The 17,631-nt window shown below is 42.6% G+C and carries 19 protein-coding genes and 1 pseudogene; 17 read left to right on the top strand and 3 right to left on the bottom strand.

Features of this window, described 5'->3' with window-relative positions; translation table 11 throughout:
* Positions 1-45 precede the first annotated feature (45 nt).
* The 12 genes and pseudogenes from ACFWMP_RS28765 to ACFWMP_RS28710 all read left to right on the top strand — a co-directional run.
* On the top strand, positions 46-921 hold the full coding sequence (locus ACFWMP_RS28765; protein WP_042191374.1) for a carbohydrate ABC transporter permease: 876 nt from the start codon (positions 46-48) through the stop codon (positions 919-921).
* 13 nt (positions 922-934) lie between these two features.
* The gene (locus ACFWMP_RS28760; protein WP_081390001.1) at positions 935-1,777 is read left to right on the top strand and encodes a carbohydrate ABC transporter permease; all 843 of its coding nucleotides are present in this window, start codon (positions 935-937) and stop codon (positions 1,775-1,777) included.
* 24 nt (positions 1,778-1,801) lie between these two features.
* Positions 1,802-2,491 carry an N-acetylmannosamine-6-phosphate 2-epimerase gene (locus ACFWMP_RS28755; RefSeq protein ID WP_042191372.1) on the top strand — a complete coding sequence of 230 codons (690 nt, stop codon included), beginning with the start codon at positions 1,802-1,804 and terminating at the stop codon, positions 2,489-2,491.
* A gap of 23 nt (positions 2,492-2,514) precedes the next feature.
* Complete coding sequence (locus tag ACFWMP_RS28750) at positions 2,515-3,387, top strand: ROK family protein (protein WP_379425683.1); 873 nt, start codon at positions 2,515-2,517, stop codon at positions 3,385-3,387.
* 23 nt (positions 3,388-3,410) lie between these two features.
* Complete coding sequence (locus tag ACFWMP_RS28745; protein WP_076300453.1) at positions 3,411-4,265, top strand: MurR/RpiR family transcriptional regulator; 855 nt, start codon at positions 3,411-3,413, stop codon at positions 4,263-4,265.
* Positions 4,266-4,480: 215 nt separating this feature from the next.
* Positions 4,481-4,954: a NanQ anomerase/TabA/YiaL family protein gene (locus ACFWMP_RS28740; protein WP_379425681.1), complete on the top strand. Its 474-nt coding sequence runs from the start codon at positions 4,481-4,483 to the stop codon at positions 4,952-4,954.
* Between the two features lie 595 nt (positions 4,955-5,549).
* Positions 5,550-6,662, top strand: a complete 1,113-nt coding sequence (locus ACFWMP_RS28735) for an amidohydrolase/deacetylase family metallohydrolase (protein ID WP_340972654.1) — start codon at positions 5,550-5,552, stop codon at positions 6,660-6,662.
* The gene (locus ACFWMP_RS28730; RefSeq protein ID WP_081951195.1) at positions 6,628-7,731 is read left to right on the top strand and encodes a DgaE family pyridoxal phosphate-dependent ammonia lyase; all 1,104 of its coding nucleotides are present in this window, start codon (positions 6,628-6,630) and stop codon (positions 7,729-7,731) included. The genes ACFWMP_RS28735 and ACFWMP_RS28730 overlap by 35 nt, the downstream gene beginning before the upstream one ends.
* A gap of 1 nt (position 7,732) precedes the next feature.
* Complete coding sequence (gene dagF / locus ACFWMP_RS28725; RefSeq protein ID WP_379425678.1) at positions 7,733-8,485, top strand: 2-dehydro-3-deoxy-phosphogluconate aldolase; 753 nt, start codon at positions 7,733-7,735, stop codon at positions 8,483-8,485.
* The gene (locus ACFWMP_RS28720) at positions 8,478-9,494 is read left to right on the top strand and encodes a sugar kinase (RefSeq protein ID WP_042191359.1); all 1,017 of its coding nucleotides are present in this window, start codon (positions 8,478-8,480) and stop codon (positions 9,492-9,494) included. Before dagF ends, ACFWMP_RS28720 begins: the two co-directional genes overlap by 8 nt.
* An 8-nt stretch (positions 9,495-9,502) precedes the next feature.
* Complete coding sequence (locus ACFWMP_RS28715; protein ID WP_076286037.1) at positions 9,503-10,216, top strand: GntR family transcriptional regulator; 714 nt, start codon at positions 9,503-9,505, stop codon at positions 10,214-10,216.
* 2 nt (positions 10,217-10,218) lie between these two features.
* A pseudogene (locus ACFWMP_RS28710) lies at positions 10,219-10,362 on the top strand (LuxR C-terminal-related transcriptional regulator); the annotation flags it as partial.
* A 105-nt stretch (positions 10,363-10,467) separates the two neighbouring features.
* Here ACFWMP_RS28710 and ACFWMP_RS28705 read toward each other — a convergent pair.
* The 3 genes from ACFWMP_RS28705 to ACFWMP_RS28695 form a co-directional block, all read right to left on the bottom strand.
* A complete protein-coding gene (locus ACFWMP_RS28705; protein WP_081951193.1) occupies positions 10,468-10,677 on the bottom strand; it encodes a hypothetical protein in 210 nt (69 codons plus the stop codon).
* A gap of 287 nt (positions 10,678-10,964) precedes the next feature.
* Positions 10,965-11,291 carry a branched-chain amino acid transporter permease gene (locus tag ACFWMP_RS28700; protein ID WP_042191355.1) on the bottom strand — a complete coding sequence of 109 codons (327 nt, stop codon included), beginning with the start codon at positions 11,289-11,291 and terminating at the stop codon, positions 10,965-10,967.
* Complete coding sequence (locus ACFWMP_RS28695) at positions 11,288-11,998, bottom strand: AzlC family ABC transporter permease (RefSeq protein ID WP_042191353.1); 711 nt, start codon at positions 11,996-11,998, stop codon at positions 11,288-11,290. The genes ACFWMP_RS28700 and ACFWMP_RS28695 overlap by 4 nt, the downstream gene beginning before the upstream one ends.
* Before the next feature lie 102 nt (positions 11,999-12,100).
* Here ACFWMP_RS28695 and ACFWMP_RS28690 point away from each other — a divergent pair, with 102 nt between their 5' ends.
* The 5 genes from ACFWMP_RS28690 to ACFWMP_RS28670 all read left to right on the top strand — a co-directional run bounded on the left by ACFWMP_RS28690 (position 12,101) and on the right by ACFWMP_RS28670 (position 17,548).
* Positions 12,101-13,498, top strand: coding sequence for an aminotransferase-like domain-containing protein (locus tag ACFWMP_RS28690; protein ID WP_379425674.1), 1,398 nt, complete (start codon positions 12,101-12,103; stop codon positions 13,496-13,498).
* Between the two features lie 244 nt (positions 13,499-13,742).
* Positions 13,743-14,735: an ABC transporter substrate-binding protein gene (locus ACFWMP_RS28685; RefSeq protein WP_339798340.1), complete on the top strand. Its 993-nt coding sequence runs from the start codon at positions 13,743-13,745 to the stop codon at positions 14,733-14,735.
* Complete coding sequence (locus ACFWMP_RS28680) at positions 14,716-15,492, top strand: ABC transporter ATP-binding protein (RefSeq protein WP_341129076.1); 777 nt, start codon at positions 14,716-14,718, stop codon at positions 15,490-15,492. Before ACFWMP_RS28685 ends, ACFWMP_RS28680 begins: the two co-directional genes overlap by 20 nt.
* A 50-nt stretch (positions 15,493-15,542) precedes the next feature.
* The gene (locus tag ACFWMP_RS28675) at positions 15,543-16,238 is read left to right on the top strand and encodes an ABC transporter permease (protein ID WP_231573342.1); all 696 of its coding nucleotides are present in this window, start codon (positions 15,543-15,545) and stop codon (positions 16,236-16,238) included.
* 179 nt (positions 16,239-16,417) lie between these two features.
* Positions 16,418-17,548 (top strand): low temperature requirement protein A, encoded by a 1,131-nt coding sequence (locus tag ACFWMP_RS28670; RefSeq protein WP_379425671.1) that lies wholly within the window; start codon positions 16,418-16,420, stop codon positions 17,546-17,548.
* The last annotated feature ends 83 nt before the right edge of the window (positions 17,549-17,631 follow it).

The following is a 17,631-nucleotide window of genomic DNA, read 5'->3' as shown; positions in this document are numbered from 1 at the left end:
AGTCTGAAGTGGCTCCAAGGGCTGTTAATTAGAAAGGTAAACGATATGAAACTACGTAGTAATTACCTAAAAGAGAATATTACAGGTTATCTGTTTATTTTACCTCAGATGATAGTATTCTTAGCCTTTCTTGTCTATCCGATCTTAGAAGGGATGCGCCTGAGTTTATACCAAATTAATTATGATAGTGAGAAGTTTGTGGGTCTGGCTAATTACACCACATTGTTTAATGATCCGGTATTCTTCAAGGCGATCTTCAATACGATTATATTCGTAGTCTTTATCGTCCTACTTACAGTGGGCTTTGCATTATTTGTAGCCTCGGCTGTATTTGATAAGAACGCTAAGTACGTTTCCTTTATAAGAGGGAGCTATTATATCCCGGTCATGGTATCCATGGTTGTAATGAGTATGGTTTGGAGTTTCCTGCTGAATCCTGCTAATGGACTTATTTCTTTTATATATAAAGATATGGGTCTTGGGACGATCAATCTTCTAGGAAATCCAAAGACAGTTTTGCCAGTAGTGATCTTTGTGACCTTCGCGACTAACGTGGGCCAAGCCATTATTCTGTATATTGCTTCGATGATTGGTGTATCTAAAGAGCTTTTTGAAGCAGCAGAAATCGACGGTGCAAGCAGATGGCAAGTAATTTCGAAGATCCTCATTCCTTCTGTAGGACCAACAACGACCTATATTACGATTATCAATATTATTGCTGTTCTAAAAATATTTGTAGTCATCCAGTTATTAACCGGCGGCGGACCGAACAACTCATCGGTAACCTTGATGTACTACCTCTATAATAATGCCTTTAAGTACAACCAACTCGGCGTAGCTTCTGCGGTAGGCGTTATCATGTTCGTGATTACATTGTTATTATCTGTGCCTCAGCTACGAAGCATGATTAAGGTGAAGTGAGGGGGAATACAACATGTCGAAAATAAGAAATAAGAAGAAGAGAGAGAAGTTTGATGTGATATCGAATGTGATCATTGTCCTCTTCGCGCTCCTTAATCTTTTTCCATTGTATTGGTTATTCACTAGTTCGCTTAAGAACAGTTCAGATGTTGTGAAGATGCCTCCAGACTGGTGGCCTAAATCGATCACATTCTCCAACTATGTGGATGTGTTTCAGAACCAACCGGCTTTGAGATGGACGTTCAATAGTATTTATGTCTCAGGTGTATCTACGATTATCGTTATTATTGTAGGCGCTATGGCTGCCTATGCATTCTCAAAGATCAATTTCAAAGGTAAAGATATCATCTTCATTATTTTCATATCGAGCTTGATGATTCCTAAGGAAATTATGATCGTGCCTTTATTCCGGATTACACAGCAATTTGGAATGGTGAATTCGTATAACGGTATGATTTGGCCGAACGTCGCGGGTGCATTTGGAGTCTTCCTATTAAAAGGATTCTTCGATTTAACCCCTAACGCTTTAAGAGAAGCCGGAAGAATAGATGGTGCAAATGAATGGAGAATCTTTACTCGCATCATGGTGCCTATTATTAAACCTGGTATTGGAGCCTTATTTATTCTGAATTTCGTGCAAGTCTGGAATGATTATTTGTGGCAGCTGGTTATAGGCCAAGAGAACAAAATGAAAACATTAATGGTTGGTACTGCAACCTTAATGCAGGATCTGAATCCTAATTTCGCATATAAAATGGCCGGAGCCACCATTGCTGCAATTCCGATGTTGCTAGTGTTCATGTTATTCCAACGTTTCTTCACCAATGGAATTACAGCAGGAGCAGTCAAAGAATAAATAAAAATGTGGAGTGGGTTACTGATGAATACTGAAAATAATGTACTTAAAAAGATAAAACATAAACTAGTCGTCTCCAGTCAAGCCTTACCCGAAGAACCGCTGCATAGTCCGTTTATAATGGGAAGAATGGCTTATGCAGCATACTTGGGTGGTGCTTCAGGTATTCGGGCAAATAGCGTAGCGGATATTCAAGAAATTAAGAAAACAGTGGATCTACCTATCATTGGGATCATCAAAAGGGTATATGAAGGTTCTGAAGTGTTCATTACACCAACCCTGAAGGAAGTAGATGAGCTTTACCGCGAAGGGGTAGATATCATTGCTATGGATGCGACAGACCGGACTCGTCCGGATGGATCAACCATCTCAGAACTATTTCCTCACATAAGAGAGACCTATAAAGATCAACTGTTTATGGCAGATTGCTCTACATTTGAAGAAGCTGCTAAAGCCGTTGAGCTGGGGTTTGATCTTGTGGGAACCACCTTAAGCGGATATACAGAATATACCAAAGAGCGGTCACTTCCAGATTTCGAGCTAGTTAAACAAATCGTAAGCAACTTCTCTGTGCCTGTGATAGCTGAAGGCGGTGTTTCCACTCCTGAAGAACTGAAGAAAATGTTTGATCTAGGTGTTTTTTCAGCAGTAGTCGGCTCAGCGATTACAAGACCAATGGAGATTACCAAAAGGTTTGTAGACGCTATTCAGTAGATTGCCGGAGAGGGTAGATAAGGATGAGAATTCTCGCTGTAGATATTGGTGGTACCAATACCAAGATGTGTATATGCGATAAACTTGGGAATGTTCATAACTTTAAGGAGTATGCAACTGAGAGCCACTTGGGAGGGCCGCATGTAATCTCAAGATTGCTTGATAAAATTGCAGAAAATGATGATTTTGATGCCATTGCTATAAGTACGGCCGGTCAAGTCAATGCTGAAGAAGGAATTATAGTCTATGCTAACGAAAATATACCTAGATATACAGGGATGAAGATTAAGGAAATTGTAACTAATCATTTTCATAAACCTGTTATGGTAGAGAACGATGTGAATTCAGCAGCATTAGGCGAGGCTTATTATGGTGCTGCCCAGAACTTTAACAATTTCTTATGCTTGACGTTTGGCACGGGCATTGGTGGTGCCATTGTATTGAACCGCCAAATCTATAAAGGAGCAGATGGGGTGGCGGCCGAATTTGGTCATATCCTGACACATCCATTGTCAGATGCGGTGGAGGGACTGCCTTTTTATGAGAAGTATGCTTCAACCACTGCTTTAGTCAAGATGACTCAGCAAGCAGATCCCGAATGTACAGACGGAAAAGTCCTTTTTGATAAAATTCACAAAGGGGACGAAGCTCTGAAACAGATCTTGGATTCATGGGTAACTGAGGTGTCCGCGGGTTTAGCCTCAATTATTCATATTTTCAATCCATCCGCTATAATTATTGGGGGCGGTGTTATGGAACAAGAAGATTTAGTTCAAAGGGTAGAGGAACGGACGAAGTCTTTAATTATGGAGAGTTTTGCGGGTGTAAGAATTGTTAAGGCCTCACTTGGGAATAAGGCAGGCTTGCTTGGCGCTTCCTCTTTATTCGCACATTAAATCATTGTAAAGGAGGGGCTTATTTGCGAACAATCAGTATTTTTTCTTCTATACATTCCAAGTACAATAATTTGACGAATACGGAGAAGAAGGTAGCGGACTACGTCCTGGAGAACACGAGAAGTGTTGTCTATATGTCAATTACTGATCTTGCAGATGCGTGCGATGTAGGTGAATCAAGTATTTTTCGATTTTGCAAATCTTTAAGTTATAAAGGGTATCAAGAGTTCAAGATTGCACTCGCTCATAGTATCACTGTAGAGAATGAGATCCCGCAGCTTACGGATCAAATTCTAATGGACGATACTACTGAAGCTGTGGCTTCCAAAGTGCTGACCACAAATGTAAGTGCACTGAACGAGACCTATAATTTAATTGATATACAGAAGATCAATGAAGCTATTGATTATATGATAAACGCGGAACGAGTATCATTTTTCGGCGTAGGCTCTTCATTAATCACGGCGATGGAAGCCAAAATTAAATTTATGCGCATTACAAACAAAACGGAGTGTTTGATGGATTCACATCTTCAGATGATGTCTGCGGCGCTAATGTCTAACCGAGATGTAGCTGTAATCATTTCTTACTCCGGTTCAACTAAAGATAGTATCGAGGTTGCAAGAAAGGCGAAGGAACGAGGCGCTAAGGTGGTGTCCATTACGAGATTTGAAAAGTCACCTTTAACGTCGTATTCGGATCTTACCTTACTTTGTGGTGCTAATGAGGGTCCTCTGCAGGGCGGTTCATTATCTGCTAAGATCTCACAGCTCTATCTGCTGGATATTTTATATGTGGAATATTTCAAAAAGACTAGTGAGCAGTCCATTATCAATAAAGAAACAACAGCTGCAGCAGTTAGTGAGAAGCTCCTATAAGTGCGAGTTCAAAAAGTATGGTTTTCAGCACCGAGAAGATTGGATGAAGGTAGAAACTGAGGAGCGGAGCGTAGTGGAAGCTACGTGAGCACCGGAAGTTTCGCCTGAATTCAATATTCGATGTCGAGTAAGCTTCTTGGGCTACTTCGTGATCAAAAGCGGACTTTTTGAACAACCTCTGTAAGATAATTGAGATGTGGGGAGAATCAGACATTATGATCTTAGGTTCATTGTCATCTTGGGAAGAGCATAGCAGATACGAGAATTCAGTCATTGTAGAGACTATTGAGGAATTGAAAGTCATCTTACAACACGAACCTGATCTCGGGCGAATCGAGATTCGCGGTAACGAGATATACGTTTCGATTATGGCGCTTGAGGCGAAGTCGCTAGAGGAACAGGTTGCTGAAAAGCATGAGGCTTATATTGATGTGCATTATCTGATCGAAGGTGAAGAAACGATCGGTTGGTCCCCTTTGCAAGAAGGGATCGAGGCTACTAAGCCTTACGATGCCGAAGCAGATTATGCGCTTTATCCTGCGTCATCCGATGAAATTTTGTTAACTTTGAAGCCGGGGATGTTCGCAGTCTTTTTCCCGTATGATGTACACAGACCTGGTATGGGTCAACCGGGCATGAAGATTAAGAAGGCTGTTATTAAGATACATGTAGGGTTATTAAGTTCATAGAATCTAAGCAGATGACTTCTGAAATCATAAGGAGTCATCTTTTTTATTGCATAGGAGATTATACAATGAAAAAAGATCACTTTCATGGATTCGTGGAAATACATGGTCATCGTCTGCCAAGGGATGTGCAGCTTTCTATTTCTCTATATCAGGGTCAAAACACTAGAATTATAGGGAAAAACTCCTTGTAATTCTATAATATAAGGTCATATCGATAGAATATAGGGAATTGTTCCCTATAATTCAGCTGAACTGGCTGTTTTTAATTGAAATTGGCAAATATACAGGGAGAAATTCCGTATAACCTGTTCAGATAACAGCTGTGATCTAATTTATAGGGAGGTTTTCCCTGTAACACGTTCTACCTAAGCAAAATCCTCCACCAACACTAGAGTTCTTACTCGCCAAACCACTGAAAATCCCTGCGGAAAATACAACAAGTGCTCCGTAAGCTATAAATTCAAACTAATAAATGCCTATTAATCCGACAAGGTGATTTAGTTTTTATATATAAACATTATAACGTTATATTTACTTAATGCACTATTCGTGGTATTTTAAACATTATAATGTTATATGGAAAAAGGTGAGAACAATGGATGAAAGATACGTGCTCCGTCAGGTGAAACGAGTAAGCGGAGAAGAGATCGACATTGTAATCGAAAATGGCAAGATCGCTGAGATCACCCCGGCAGGTGAGGCGCATGGGGGGCAGGAGTGGGAAGGTTCAGGCGCGTACGTATCCAGTGGCTGGATCGATATGCATGTGCATGCCTTTCGCGAATTTGATCCGTATGGTGACGAGATCGATGAGATCGGTGTCCGGCAAGGGGTGACCACCCTAGTCGATGCTGGTAGCTGCGGGGCGGATCGGATAGGTGATCTGGCTCTGGACGCGTCTCAGGCTAAGACGAATGTGCTGGCTTTCTTAAATATCTCGCGGATCGGACTGCTAAGAATTGATGAATTGTCCAACTTGGAATGGATTGATAAGGAGAAGATCCTGCAATCCATCCGAACCTACGGGGAGATAATCGTGGGATTAAAGGCTAGGATCAGCAAAAGCGTTGTGGGTGCCAGCGGGATTGAACCACTGCATATCGCACGAAGCCTTTCAATGGAGACGGGGTTGCCGTTAATGGTACATATCGGTTCAGCACCGCCAGATATCAGAGAGGTTATGCCCCTTTTGCAGCGTAAGGATATCGTGACCCATTATCTCAACGGAAAAGAGAATAATTTGTTTGCTGCGGATGGTCAGCCGCTTCAGGTACTGACTGAGGCCATTGAACGGGGAGTTCATCTCGATGTGGGACATGGAACAGCAAGCTTCTCTTTTAAGGTAGCTGAGGCTGCTAAACGTAATGGTATTGGACTGAATACGATTAGCACGGATATCTATCGAGTGAACCGAATGAAGGGACCAGTCTTTAGCATATCTAATGTACTTTCCAAGTTTCTATGTTTGGGCTATGCTCTGGATGAGATTGTGGCAGCGGTTACTTCCAATGCGGCGGAATGGCTGGGCAGGCCGGAGCTGGGCCGAATTCAGGTGGGAGATCCTGCAAACTTGACTCTCTTCACCCTGCAGCATAAGTCTGCAGTGCTTGTGGATTCTGAAGGAGAAGAAAGAATGACGGATAAAGTAATCCATGCAAAAGGAGTGGTTATAGGTGGGGAATTCATTAAATGCGAAATACGGGCTTAAACGCGTAATCAATGCAAGCGGCAGAATGAGTATCCTGGGGGTGTCGGCTCCGTCTGACACAGTGATGGAGGCTATGAAGCAAGGCGGACAGAGTTATGTGGAAATAGCGGATCTGGTGGATAAAGCCGGAGATTACACGGCACGAATTCTCGGCGCTGAAGCAGCGCTTATCGTTAACTCAGCCTCCAGCGGTATTGCATTGTCCGTTGCGGCGCTAGTGACCCAAGGCAATCGGCGCCGCAGTGAACGTTTGCACCAAGAAGCCATTCCACGCAATGAAATCATCATTCTGAAGGGGCATAATGTACAGTACGGAGCTCCTGTGGAAACGATGGTCTATCTAGGTGGTGGGAAACTAATTGAGGTCGGTTATGCGAATGAAGGCCGGGCCGAGCATATAGAGGATGCCATTTGTGAGCAGACGGCTGCCATTCTGTACGTAAAGTCCCACCATGCAGTTCAGAAAAATATGTTATCCGTCGAAGAAGCATGGGAGATCGCAAACCGTAGGGGCATTCCACTAATCGTAGATGCCGCAGCGGAAGAAGACCTCTGTAAATATGTGAAATACTCTGACCTGGCAATTTATAGTGGTTCTAAAGCTATTGAAGGGCCTACATCCGGTATTATCGCCGGCAAACGTAATTATGTGGAATGGGTTAAGGTCCAATTGTATGGAATAGGACGCAGTATGAAGGTTGGTAAAGAAACTTCCTTTGGTCTGCTGCAAGCATTAGAGGAATACATGGTCAAGGAAGACAAGAGTGACACCGAGAAAGCGTCTTTGCAGGGATTGATGGTGTTGAATGATCTTCCGGGAATTCGTGTAACCATTGTGCAGGACGAGGCGGGCCGTGCCATCTATCGCGGCCGGGTTCAGGTTGATCCACAGCAGGCCGGAATTACGGCGAAAGAATTGGTAGAGGGGTTGCAGCAAGGCGAAATTGCGATCTATACCCGCGATTATGGAGTGAAGCAGGGATATTTCGATATTGATCCACGGCCGCTTCTGGGGGATGATCTGCACGTGATTGTAGACAGCATTCATAAATTAATAGGGGGACAATAAGATGACGATTTCACAACGTTTTTATAAGGGCCGCACCGCATTAAATGTACTCGCTAAAGATATCGCTAATGCTAAAGAGATTTATGAAGCGGCGGAAGGATATGTGCTGGTCGGTGTGCTCTCTAAGGATTATAAGTCGGTAGAAGAAGCCGTAACAGCCATGAAGCAATATGGTCAAGAGATTGAAGATGCGGTATCCATTGGCCTAGGTGCAGGAGATAATCGCCAAGCGGCAATTGTGGCCGAGATTGCTAAGCATTATCCGGGTAGTCATATTAACCAGGCATTCCCGGTGGTTGGAGCTACACGCGCTAATCTTGGTGGGAAAGACAGTTGGATCAACAGCATGATCGCCCCTTCTGGTCACGCTGGTTATGTGAATATTTCTACAGGAGTCTTCAGCGCTGCGCAGAGTGAAGCGGCGATTGTACCTATAGCATCGGCAATTGCGCTTGTTCGGGATATGGGTGGTAATGCACTGAAATATTTCCCGATGGAGGGATTAAGCCGTGAAGAGGAATACCGCTCTGTCGCTAAGGCCTGTGCTGAGGTAGGGTTCGCACTCGAACCAACCGGTGGAATTGATATGGACAATTTCGAGGCTATTCTGGAGATTGCGCTTGAAGCAGGGGTGCCACAAGTGATTCCGCATGTCTACTCATCCATTATCGATAAAGAATCGGGCCAGACCCGGACCCAGGATGTGCGTGATTTGCTTGGAATTATGAAGAGGCTGACAGATAAATATGCCTAAACGAATCGGGGCATTCGGAGAAGTGATGATGCGTCTGCAGGTGCCGGGAGTTCAGCTGCTATCCCAGGGAAACAGCTTAAACTATTCATTCTCTGGTACCGGGGTTAATGTCAGCGCTGCACTGGCACGCTTCGGGCATGAAGGTTATTTGATTTCCCGTTTGCCGACTACTTCCTTGGGAGAGGCCGCCGCCGCGTATTTGCGGAAGCTGGGCATCTCTTCTAGCCTCGTTATACGAGGAGGAGAATATCTGGGCTTGTATTTCTTGGAGAACGGATTTGGTGCACGTCCAAGCAAGGTAACTTACAGCAATCGTCTGGAGAGTAGCTTCAATACGGCTCCTGAGGAAACTTATAATTATGAAGAGATTGCGCGAAGTCTGGATGTGATCCATTTCTGCGGCATTACGCTGGCTATGAACGATAGTGTACGTCATCATATGAAATCCTTGGCTAGAGCTGTCAAGCAGCAGGGTGGGACTGTGATCTTTGATTGCAACTATCGTCCGTCCTTGTGGGGACCGGAAGGCTATTCACAAGCGAAGCCGCATTACGAGGAGATGCTGCAGCTGGCCGATATCGTAATGATGAATGAGAAGGACGCAATCTTTATCTTGGGGATCAGCACTGAACAAGCTGAACGTGAAGAGCAGCTGATCGAACTGATTCCAGCAGTTGCGAAGCATTACGATATCTCGGTGATCGCAGGCACCCATCGCAGTATTCATGGCGACAACTCACATTCACTGCGTGGGTTTCTTTATAAGAATCAGAGCTTCTTCTTTTCGGATACGCTGAGATTTCTCGTCTATGATAGAATAGGGGCTGGAGATGCCTATACGAGCGGAATTGTGCATGGCGAGCTAACAGGATTTACACCTGAGCAGACAGTACGGTTTGCCGCTGCTGCTAGTATGTTAGCCCATACTGTCGAGGGCGACACTCCCATGGCTTCAGAAGCGGATATACTTCGAGCTATGACTCTATCCGTAGGCGATGTAGAAAGGTAGTGAACCTCTTGAGTTTGTCCCGAAAAGATAAGCCCTTATATATGCAAATTGCAAATATTATAAAGGATCGGATTCTACACGGAGTCTATCCTATTGGATTGAATATTCCTTCCGAGCCTCAGCTAGAGCAGGAATTCAATGTCAGCAAGATCACTGTACGCGGTGCCATTCAGGAGCTCGTCCAAGAAGGATTTCTGGAAAAGGGGAGCGGCAAGGGGACGAAGGTGATCCGTAATACCTCATCATCCAAGCTGTCCAAGTGGAAAAAATTCACGGAAATTCTAGTGGATGAAGGGCACCAAATTCGGAAGCAATGGCTGAAGGCGGAGCGAGTATATAATGAAGTCGAAAGCGAAGCCTTTCGTTTATTCGGCGAACGTTGTATACGCTTGGAACGCATATATAGTCTCAATGATATTCCATACGTTCATTACACGCATTATTTAGTAAATGGTATGGATGATTTGGATCTACTGGACTTAAATGCCCAGTCCTTGTATGAACTGCTTGAAGAGCGGAGCGTTTCCTTAGAGAAACTGCGTGATGAATTTTCCGTTGCCGTTCCTCCGCCTGATGTAGAGGAGATATTGCTCCTTGATAAGAAGTGTCCCTTGCTGAAGCGAACTCGTTATTCTTATGATGAGCTGGGCAAGGTAACTGAGTATAGTGTAGGCTTTTACAATACAGAGCTGCAGAATTATGTAGTGAACTATGAGGTGTAGTTAAAACGACTCGTGATATCGCGGGTCAATGATTCATTAGCAAGAAAACCATGCTCAATCACATCTCCAACATAATGCAGAAATTAAAAGTTAAAGGCCGTTCACAAGCGGTTGTCGAGCTGATTAGGCTTGGGGAGCTAAAAGTGACGCATTTATACCTTCTCCACCTTTACGGGTGTGGGGAGGTTTTTTGTTGTAGAGGAAAACTAAACCAAGCGATTGCTGTCCACTGATGGATGTCATCGCTTGGTTTAGTGTTTAAGATCGATATTCATGGTGTCAAAATCAACCTTGCATTTAGCTCTTATCATAAAATCAATACCAACAATTCCATCAAAGCCATAAGGCTCTTGTATCGAACCAAGCTGAATTGGTAAATCAGTCAAAGTAATATGTTCAATGAGTATGTCAGGAATCTGCTGCTCATAGCAAATTTCGCTAGTCCCCCCAACCCCATACATTCGTTTTGCTCGTCCATTAATAAAATCAATATGGATGCCTATTACAGCTAATGCATCGGTATCAAAGACGGTTGCCGCACTCCTAAAAAAAATTCTTCTATAACCTCAACGTCGTTTCTGCTCGTATGAAATACATACAACTCACGCGTCGGATGAAGCTTGTGTAGTTTTTTGTAGCCGCTCCAAGCTTCTTGCGGATTATCGTAGTCTTGAATGATCGATATATAATGGAAGTGAATGTTATAATTGTAGTTATATGTGCGGTTGATAAGACCTACATAAATTTCTTATATCTGAATCAATACCATATAAGCGATTGTACCGAATGCTATGGATAATAGCATATTTCTTCGCCAGAGATGAAGCAACGCGACGATTGCGACGGATATTAGCTCCGGTAATCCGTGATTACCGGACAATACGTTAGTGTTCTTTAGGCTATAAATAACAAGGAGTCCAATCGTTGCTGATGGAAGAACTCTACCTAGGTATTGAATGTACTTTGGGGTTGGACGTCCCGGTGGGAAAATAATGAACGGAATAAAACGTGTCATCATCGTGCCTAGCACAACCATGGCAATTGTAATGATCTGCTGAAAAGTAGACATCGTCATGCGGTTTCACCTACCGGTTCCTGTTGTTTACGAGTGATCGTAAGTGCTGCAATAATCAGGATCATTGCGGGGATCATAAAGCTGTCACGTCCAAATATGATAAGGCACAGTATGGAGATAACAACGCCTACTAGAGCACTTCTATGGGTCGATCCACTCTTCCATTGCTCAATAAAGATAACAACGAATAGTGCTGTCATCACAAATTCGAGACCTTCCATATTCATGTGAAAAATCGATCCGAATACTCCCCCGATACAAGCGCCTACGACCCAATAGCAATGATTTAGCAGCGTGACGAAGAACATATACCAACCGCGATCCACTCCTTCAGGGATCTTCGCGGAATAATTGATGGTGAATGATTCATCACAGAGACCAAAAATCAAATAAAGCTTCTTCAGCCCCGTACCTTTAAACTTCTCCAGCATAGATATGCCATAAAATAGATGTCGTGCATTAACCATTAAAGCAAACAATAATGCACTTAATGGATGATAAGCACCTAATAACAAGTGAACCGTTAGAAATTCCATCGATCCAGCATAAATAAGCGAGCTCATTAGAAAGGTATAGATCACATGAAACCCTGATACATTCATGTAAATTCCGTAGGCGATCCCCAAGAATAAAAAAGCGGCAAGAATGGGAAAGGTAGCGGGAGCCGCGGTGCGGAATGCTACATAAAGTTTGTTATTGTTACGCATGTTACTTACAACCCCTTAGCTTATGTCCATGTCATTGTAGCAGTGCGAATCCATACAATCAACGGTATAATTGTATGGATTACAATTTTGTGGGAGGACAATATGCCGATCAATTCTTTTGTTAATTACCCGATGTCGTGGCGACCTGACAGACATACGCTGAAGCGTCCGATCTATCATTCCATAGCCTCATTGCTTGAACAAGATATAGCTAGCGGTCTTTTGGTACCCGGAACGAAGCTTCCCCCTCAACGTGAGCTAGCGGATTTTTTAGATGTTAATTTCACAACAATTACACGCGCTTATAAGCTATGCGAAGCTAAAGGACTCATCTATGCTATTACAGGAAGTGGTACCTTTGTGGCAACGAATGCAACGCGCTCGATAGCAATATCGAAGGACAAAATTTCTCATGACTGTATTGATCTGGGGCTAGTTGCTTCGTTTGAGCAGAGTAACTCGATCGTAGCTCAGGTCGCAAGAAGGGTTATGCATAGAGGCAATATAGAGGAACTATTAAATTACAATGATCCTACAGGAATGCCACATCATAAACTGGCAGGCCTATCATGGATGCAAGCATTTGGAATACAGGCAAATATCAATAACATCGCAATTGCATCCGGTGGCCTGAATGCGTTGGTCATTACGTTATTTGCTCTCTTCGAACCTGGACAACGGATTGCCGTTGATGTATTCACCTATTCTAATTTTATTGAGCTTGCCCGAATGTATCGTATTCAGCTTGTTCCAATTCCAGGCGATGCCTCTGGAATGCTACCGCAAGTGCTGGATAACCAGTGCCAGCTGCTGGATATACGTGGTATATTCCTGATGCCTTCTTGTACGAATCCTACAACCGTTATGATGACTGATGGGCGGAAGCGTGATATTGCTAACGTTATCCAGAAACATAACTTGCTGCTCATAGAAGATGATATTCATGCGTTCTTAACGGCAGGTCATTTAGAAGAATACAAACAACCGATGTACTCATTGCTTCCTGATCAGACCATCTATATTAGCAGTACGACAAAATCTATTTGCTCTGGACTTAGGATCGCTTATATCGTATTTGGAGAGAAATTCAAAGAGAGAATTGAGCGGGCTATTTTCAATATTAATGTGAAGACATCCTCCCTAGATGCCGAGATTATTTCTGAGCTTATTGTATCGGGTAGTGCTGCTGAGATTGTCGCATATAAAAAAGAACTGGTCCAAGCTGCGAACAAGCTATTTTCGACATATTTTCCACAAACAGCAGCAGAAGGGCACCCCTTAAGTTTTTTTAAATGGATTCCCTTATCAGGATACCGTACAGCCGCTGAACTGGAGTCAGAACTGTTACAACAAGGCGTTCGAATATACCATTCCGATTGGTTTCTTAGTGGTGCCAGCACACCGGACAAGTATGTACGTGTAGCCTTATCGTCATCATCCTCATTGGATGAGCTGGACACTGGACTGAAGATTCTGAAGCAACATATGTCCTTAGACTAGGATATGTCTGAAAGCTCAGCTTACAGAGAGATTCTCTGTGGGCTGATTCGGATTTTTTGCATCTTAGTATGTGATAAATATAACTATTTAAATTTATGAATATACAAGCTGTGATGACTGATGTAAAATTACACTACCTGAAGCGTTCTGGAACAGCTTAAGGGCTTTTTGCATGCTCTTTTGCAGATTGCAAAGAATAGGGGCATGTCTACTATAGAAAGATTAATGGAGGTAGGAGAGTTTTATGAAGAAAAAAGCATTAAAAAGAATGTTGATGTTGTCGATGATGGTCGTTGTCGTCGCTGTACTTGCAGTAGGTTGTGGTTCAAAGAATAACACGAATACAGCATCGACAGAGGGTAACGCAGCAGAGGACTCAAAAGAAGCTGTTACTTTGTCGCTTGGCTTACTGCCTTCGATTGATGCGATTCCTTTTGTAATTGCTCATGAGCAAGGTTTTGATAAGAAGCATGGAGTGAACCTAGATATCCAAACGTTCAAGAGTGCAAAAGACCGTGATGTCGCCTTTCAAGCAGGCAAGTTAGAGGGGATCAGTGCTGATTTGGTTGCAATTTCTATCTACAATGAAGCCGGGCTGGATGTGAAGATTACTAGCACAACTTTTGGTGAATTCGATTTATTGACTGGGAATGACGCCATCCAAGATGTGAAGGATCTGAAAGGAAAAACCGTGATTTTGTCCAAAAATACCTCCACACAATATACTGTGGCAATGATGCTGAAACAAGCGGGTTTAACGGAAGATGATATTACGGTAACTGAGGTTCCACAAATCCCTACCCGTTTAGAATTGCTTAAGAACAATAAGGCGGATGCAGCTATTTTACCTGAACCATTTGTAACTATGGGTAAAGCTTCAGGTTTGCGCGTGCTTAGCTCCACGCATACAGCGGGAGTGAATCCATTTGTACTGGCTTTCCCACAAACCGCTATTGATGCTAAGGCAGATGCGATTCGCAACATGTATGCTGCTTATGACGAGGCTGTAGCGTATATGAAATCTCATGATCAATCCGAATATATCGATCTTGTGATCAAAGAAGTTGGTTATCCAGAAACGTTGAAAGATGAGATCAAGGTACCTGATTATGTCCCTGCCAATCAAGTGGATGTGAAAGAAGTAGAAGCCGCATTTGCATGGGCACGGGAAAAAGGTTTGCTTAGCAAAAATATCTCGGCTGAAGATGTGATTTCTGATGTCCAATTCAAAAAATAAGGGACTCGTCATTAAGGGTCTTAAAGTAGAGTACAAGACAGGTCAACTGGCCTTAGGAAAGATGGATCTATCTTTACCGGAACATGGGATTTACACGATCATCGGACCCTCTGGCAGCGGAAAATCAACTTTATTACGGGCGATTGCGGGCTTGCTGCCAAGCTATATGGGGCAAATTCTTTTTAATGAAAAATCCGTGCATGATAAAGAAACTCTGATCGGCCTGGTACCGCAAAACTACGGGCTTCTTCCATGGAAGACTGTACATGATAATATTCAAATCGCGATGAAAATCTCGCATACTGCGAGCACTTCCAAGCAAGAACGGGAGAATCAGATTAATCAGTGGCTGTCATCGATGGGAATCTCTGATTTAGCTGATCGTTATCCTCTTTCTCTTAGTGGAGGACAGCAGCAAAGAGTGGCAATCGCCAGAGCGTTCGCCATTTTGCCCACTATTTTACTGCTGGACGAGCCATTCTCCGCACTGGATGCGATTACTAGGGAAACGCTACAGATTCTCTTTTTGGATAACTGGTTAGCGCATCCGGCGACTACCTTATTTGTTACCCATGATGTGGAAGAAGCTATTCTGCTGGGGCAGAAAATTATTGTTATGCCGTCTAATAAAAAAGAAGCTCCGGAAATGATCGATAATCAATTAGTGTTTCAGATGAAGCATGAGGATAAGCGGGACAGTGTAGATTTCTTTGAGCAGACTAAGCGAATCAGAAAGGTAATGCAGGAGATATGGTGAGAAAAAATCGGATTCATCACATAATAAGACTGTTGTTTGTGTTCTTTTGTATGAATGTGGTTTGGTATATTGCCTATTTGCTTATGAATCATTCGATTTTGCCGAGTCCATTCGCGGTATATAACGCTATGTTTCACTTAGGTGGTCAGGAGATTGCTTTAAATGTAGGGTATAGCTTGTTCAGAATTTTTGCAGGTGTAGTGCTAGCATTAATCATTGGACTGCTCATTGGTCTTCTGATGGGACGTTCGCTGACCTGGAATAAGCTGCTTGACCCTGTGGTCTACTTGACCTATCCTGTTCCCAAAATCGCCCTGCTTCCCGTTGTGATGCTATTCTTCGGACTTGGTGAAACGTCCAAAATCTTAATGATCATGCTGATTCTCTTGTTCCAGATTATTATCTCCGTTAGGGATGGTGTGAAGGCTATTCCTGAGAATACCTATGATGTCTTAACGAGTATAGGGGCAAGTACAGTGCAGAAATTCTGGCATGTGACACTGCCAGGTGCACTGTCGGTCATTCTGAGTACGATTCGTATTTCACTGGGAACAGCGATATCTGTACTCTTTTTCACGGAGATTTATGGAACTGAGCATGGCATGGGCTTCTTCATTATGGATGCTTGGTTAAGACTGGATTATCCGGAGATGTATGCGGGAATTATGCTGTTCAGCTTGGTGGGATTTGTCCTCTTCTTACTTGTTGATTATCTTGATTACAAGTTTATGAAGTGGCGGAATTAAATATAGTTGAAGATTTAACTATAGCTTTCCTTTGTCGATTTTAGGCAAGGGGGAGCTTTTTTATGTGATTTTTGAGTGGAAATAAAGGGTCTTCAAATTAGTACGTCAATTCGGTTAAGATGGATAAGTATTCGATAAACTGTAATAGAGATACACATCCAAACTAAGGGAGTAAAACGATGAATAAGCGCACATCGGGATTTGAGCACAGCACAGCATCCTTTGCTGAGAAGAAAGTTACCTGGCTGGAACTATTTTATGATCTGCTTTTTGTAGCTGCAGTTTCAAAAGCGAGTCATGTCTTGTTGCATGTAGAAGCGGGTACAATTCCACTTGAATATTTATCTAAATTTATCTTAATATTCATTCCGATCTGGTGGGCCTGGGTGGGACAATCTCTTTTTGTAAATCGGTTTGGACGGGACATCTTTTCACACCGAATATTTCTGATTCTACAATTATTTTTTGTATTAATAATGACGGCCAGCTTATCGGTTAACTTTGATCAATACTATATGCCATTTCTAATCGGTTATGTTGGCTTAAGAGCTATGACTGCCATTCAATATCTTACGGTAAATAAGAATGAAGCAGCTGATAGAAAGGACACTGCCCGTTACCTGGGAAGTCGTTTTTGGATTGGATTAGTGATCTCTGCTTTATCACTTTTCTTTGACTCTTGGATACGTTATGTAGTTTTGTATACGGGAATTACTATAGACATTTTGCTTCCATTAATCGGTCGGAGATACTTGGTGAAAAGCCCGATAAACACTCATCATTTATTAGAACGTTTCTCGTTGTTTACCCTCATTCTACTTGGCGAATCAGTGGTCAGTATACTTGCAGTCTTACAGTCTAGCCACTGGACGTGGCAATCTATTTTATTTGCATTATTAACTTTTCTATTAATTATAGCTATGTGGTGGCAATACTTTGATAATGTTGAAAAGAAAGTGGACAAAACCATAGAGACTGCCGGGCAAACTATAATTTATGGGCATTTATTTATTTATGTATCCTTAAGCATGATTGCAGCTTCAATCCAACTGCTATTTTTAGAACAATTAAATTACACATTTATGGTATGTTTTATTTTTGGATCGGTCCTGCTCTACTTCTTCTCTACCTCACTGGTCTTCCATAAATATAGACGTATACAGCAACGGTTAGGGATATTTCATTTGGCGTTATTATTAGGTATACTTGGAGTTTTTTTCGCAGTAGATTTGTTGTTCCTTATACCCAATTACCTGATCATTGGAGAAATGGTGTTATTTTTTGCTGTGTATGCAAAATTAACGACTTGAGCTTCGTTGTATCGAAGCTGAATAAATTGAAGAAGGAAGCCGGGTCATTGCAACCCGGCTTCCTTCTTTCATAATGGGAGTGT

Source organism: Paenibacillus sp. NPDC058367, assembly GCF_042723305.1.
Taxonomy (GTDB): domain Bacteria; phylum Bacillota; class Bacilli; order Paenibacillales; family Paenibacillaceae; genus Paenibacillus_AQ.
The sequence above is the reverse complement of the archived record's forward strand: the minus strand, read 5'-3'. Positions and strand labels throughout refer to the sequence as shown.

Bases quoted from the DNA above. Each gene is read 5' to 3' on its own strand.
- ACFWMP_RS28675 (WP_231573342.1), top strand. From the start codon at position 15,543: ATGAATGTGGTTTGGTATATTGCCTATTTGCTTATGAATCATTCGATT.
- ACFWMP_RS28735 (WP_340972654.1), top strand. From the start codon at position 5,550: ATGGATGAAAGATACGTGCTCCGTCAGGTGAAACGAGTAAGCGGAGAA.
- ACFWMP_RS28740 (WP_379425681.1), top strand. From the start codon at position 4,481: ATGATCTTAGGTTCATTGTCATCTTGGGAAGAGCATAGCAGATACGAG.
- ACFWMP_RS28690 (WP_379425674.1), top strand. From the start codon at position 12,101: ATGCCGATCAATTCTTTTGTTAATTACCCGATGTCGTGGCGACCTGAC.
- dagF (WP_379425678.1), top strand. From the start codon at position 7,733: ATGACGATTTCACAACGTTTTTATAAGGGCCGCACCGCATTAAATGTA.
- ACFWMP_RS28695 (WP_042191353.1), bottom strand. From the start codon at position 11,998: ATGCGTAACAATAACAAACTTTATGTAGCATTCCGCACCGCGGCTCCC.
- ACFWMP_RS28720 (WP_042191359.1), top strand. From the start codon at position 8,478: ATGCCTAAACGAATCGGGGCATTCGGAGAAGTGATGATGCGTCTGCAG.
- ACFWMP_RS28705 (WP_081951193.1), bottom strand. From the start codon at position 10,677: ATGTATGGGGTTGGGGGGACTAGCGAAATTTGCTATGAGCAGCAGATT.
- ACFWMP_RS28670 (WP_379425671.1), top strand. From the start codon at position 16,418: ATGAATAAGCGCACATCGGGATTTGAGCACAGCACAGCATCCTTTGCT.
- ACFWMP_RS28765 (WP_042191374.1), top strand. From the start codon at position 46: ATGAAACTACGTAGTAATTACCTAAAAGAGAATATTACAGGTTATCTG.
- ACFWMP_RS28700 (WP_042191355.1), bottom strand. From the start codon at position 11,291: ATGACGATGTCTACTTTTCAGCAGATCATTACAATTGCCATGGTTGTG.
- ACFWMP_RS28685 (WP_339798340.1), top strand. From the start codon at position 13,743: ATGAAGAAAAAAGCATTAAAAAGAATGTTGATGTTGTCGATGATGGTC.
- ACFWMP_RS28680 (WP_341129076.1), top strand. From the start codon at position 14,716: ATGTCCAATTCAAAAAATAAGGGACTCGTCATTAAGGGTCTTAAAGTA.
- ACFWMP_RS28755 (WP_042191372.1), top strand. From the start codon at position 1,802: ATGAATACTGAAAATAATGTACTTAAAAAGATAAAACATAAACTAGTC.
- ACFWMP_RS28750 (WP_379425683.1), top strand. From the start codon at position 2,515: ATGAGAATTCTCGCTGTAGATATTGGTGGTACCAATACCAAGATGTGT.
- ACFWMP_RS28760 (WP_081390001.1), top strand. From the start codon at position 935: ATGTCGAAAATAAGAAATAAGAAGAAGAGAGAGAAGTTTGATGTGATA.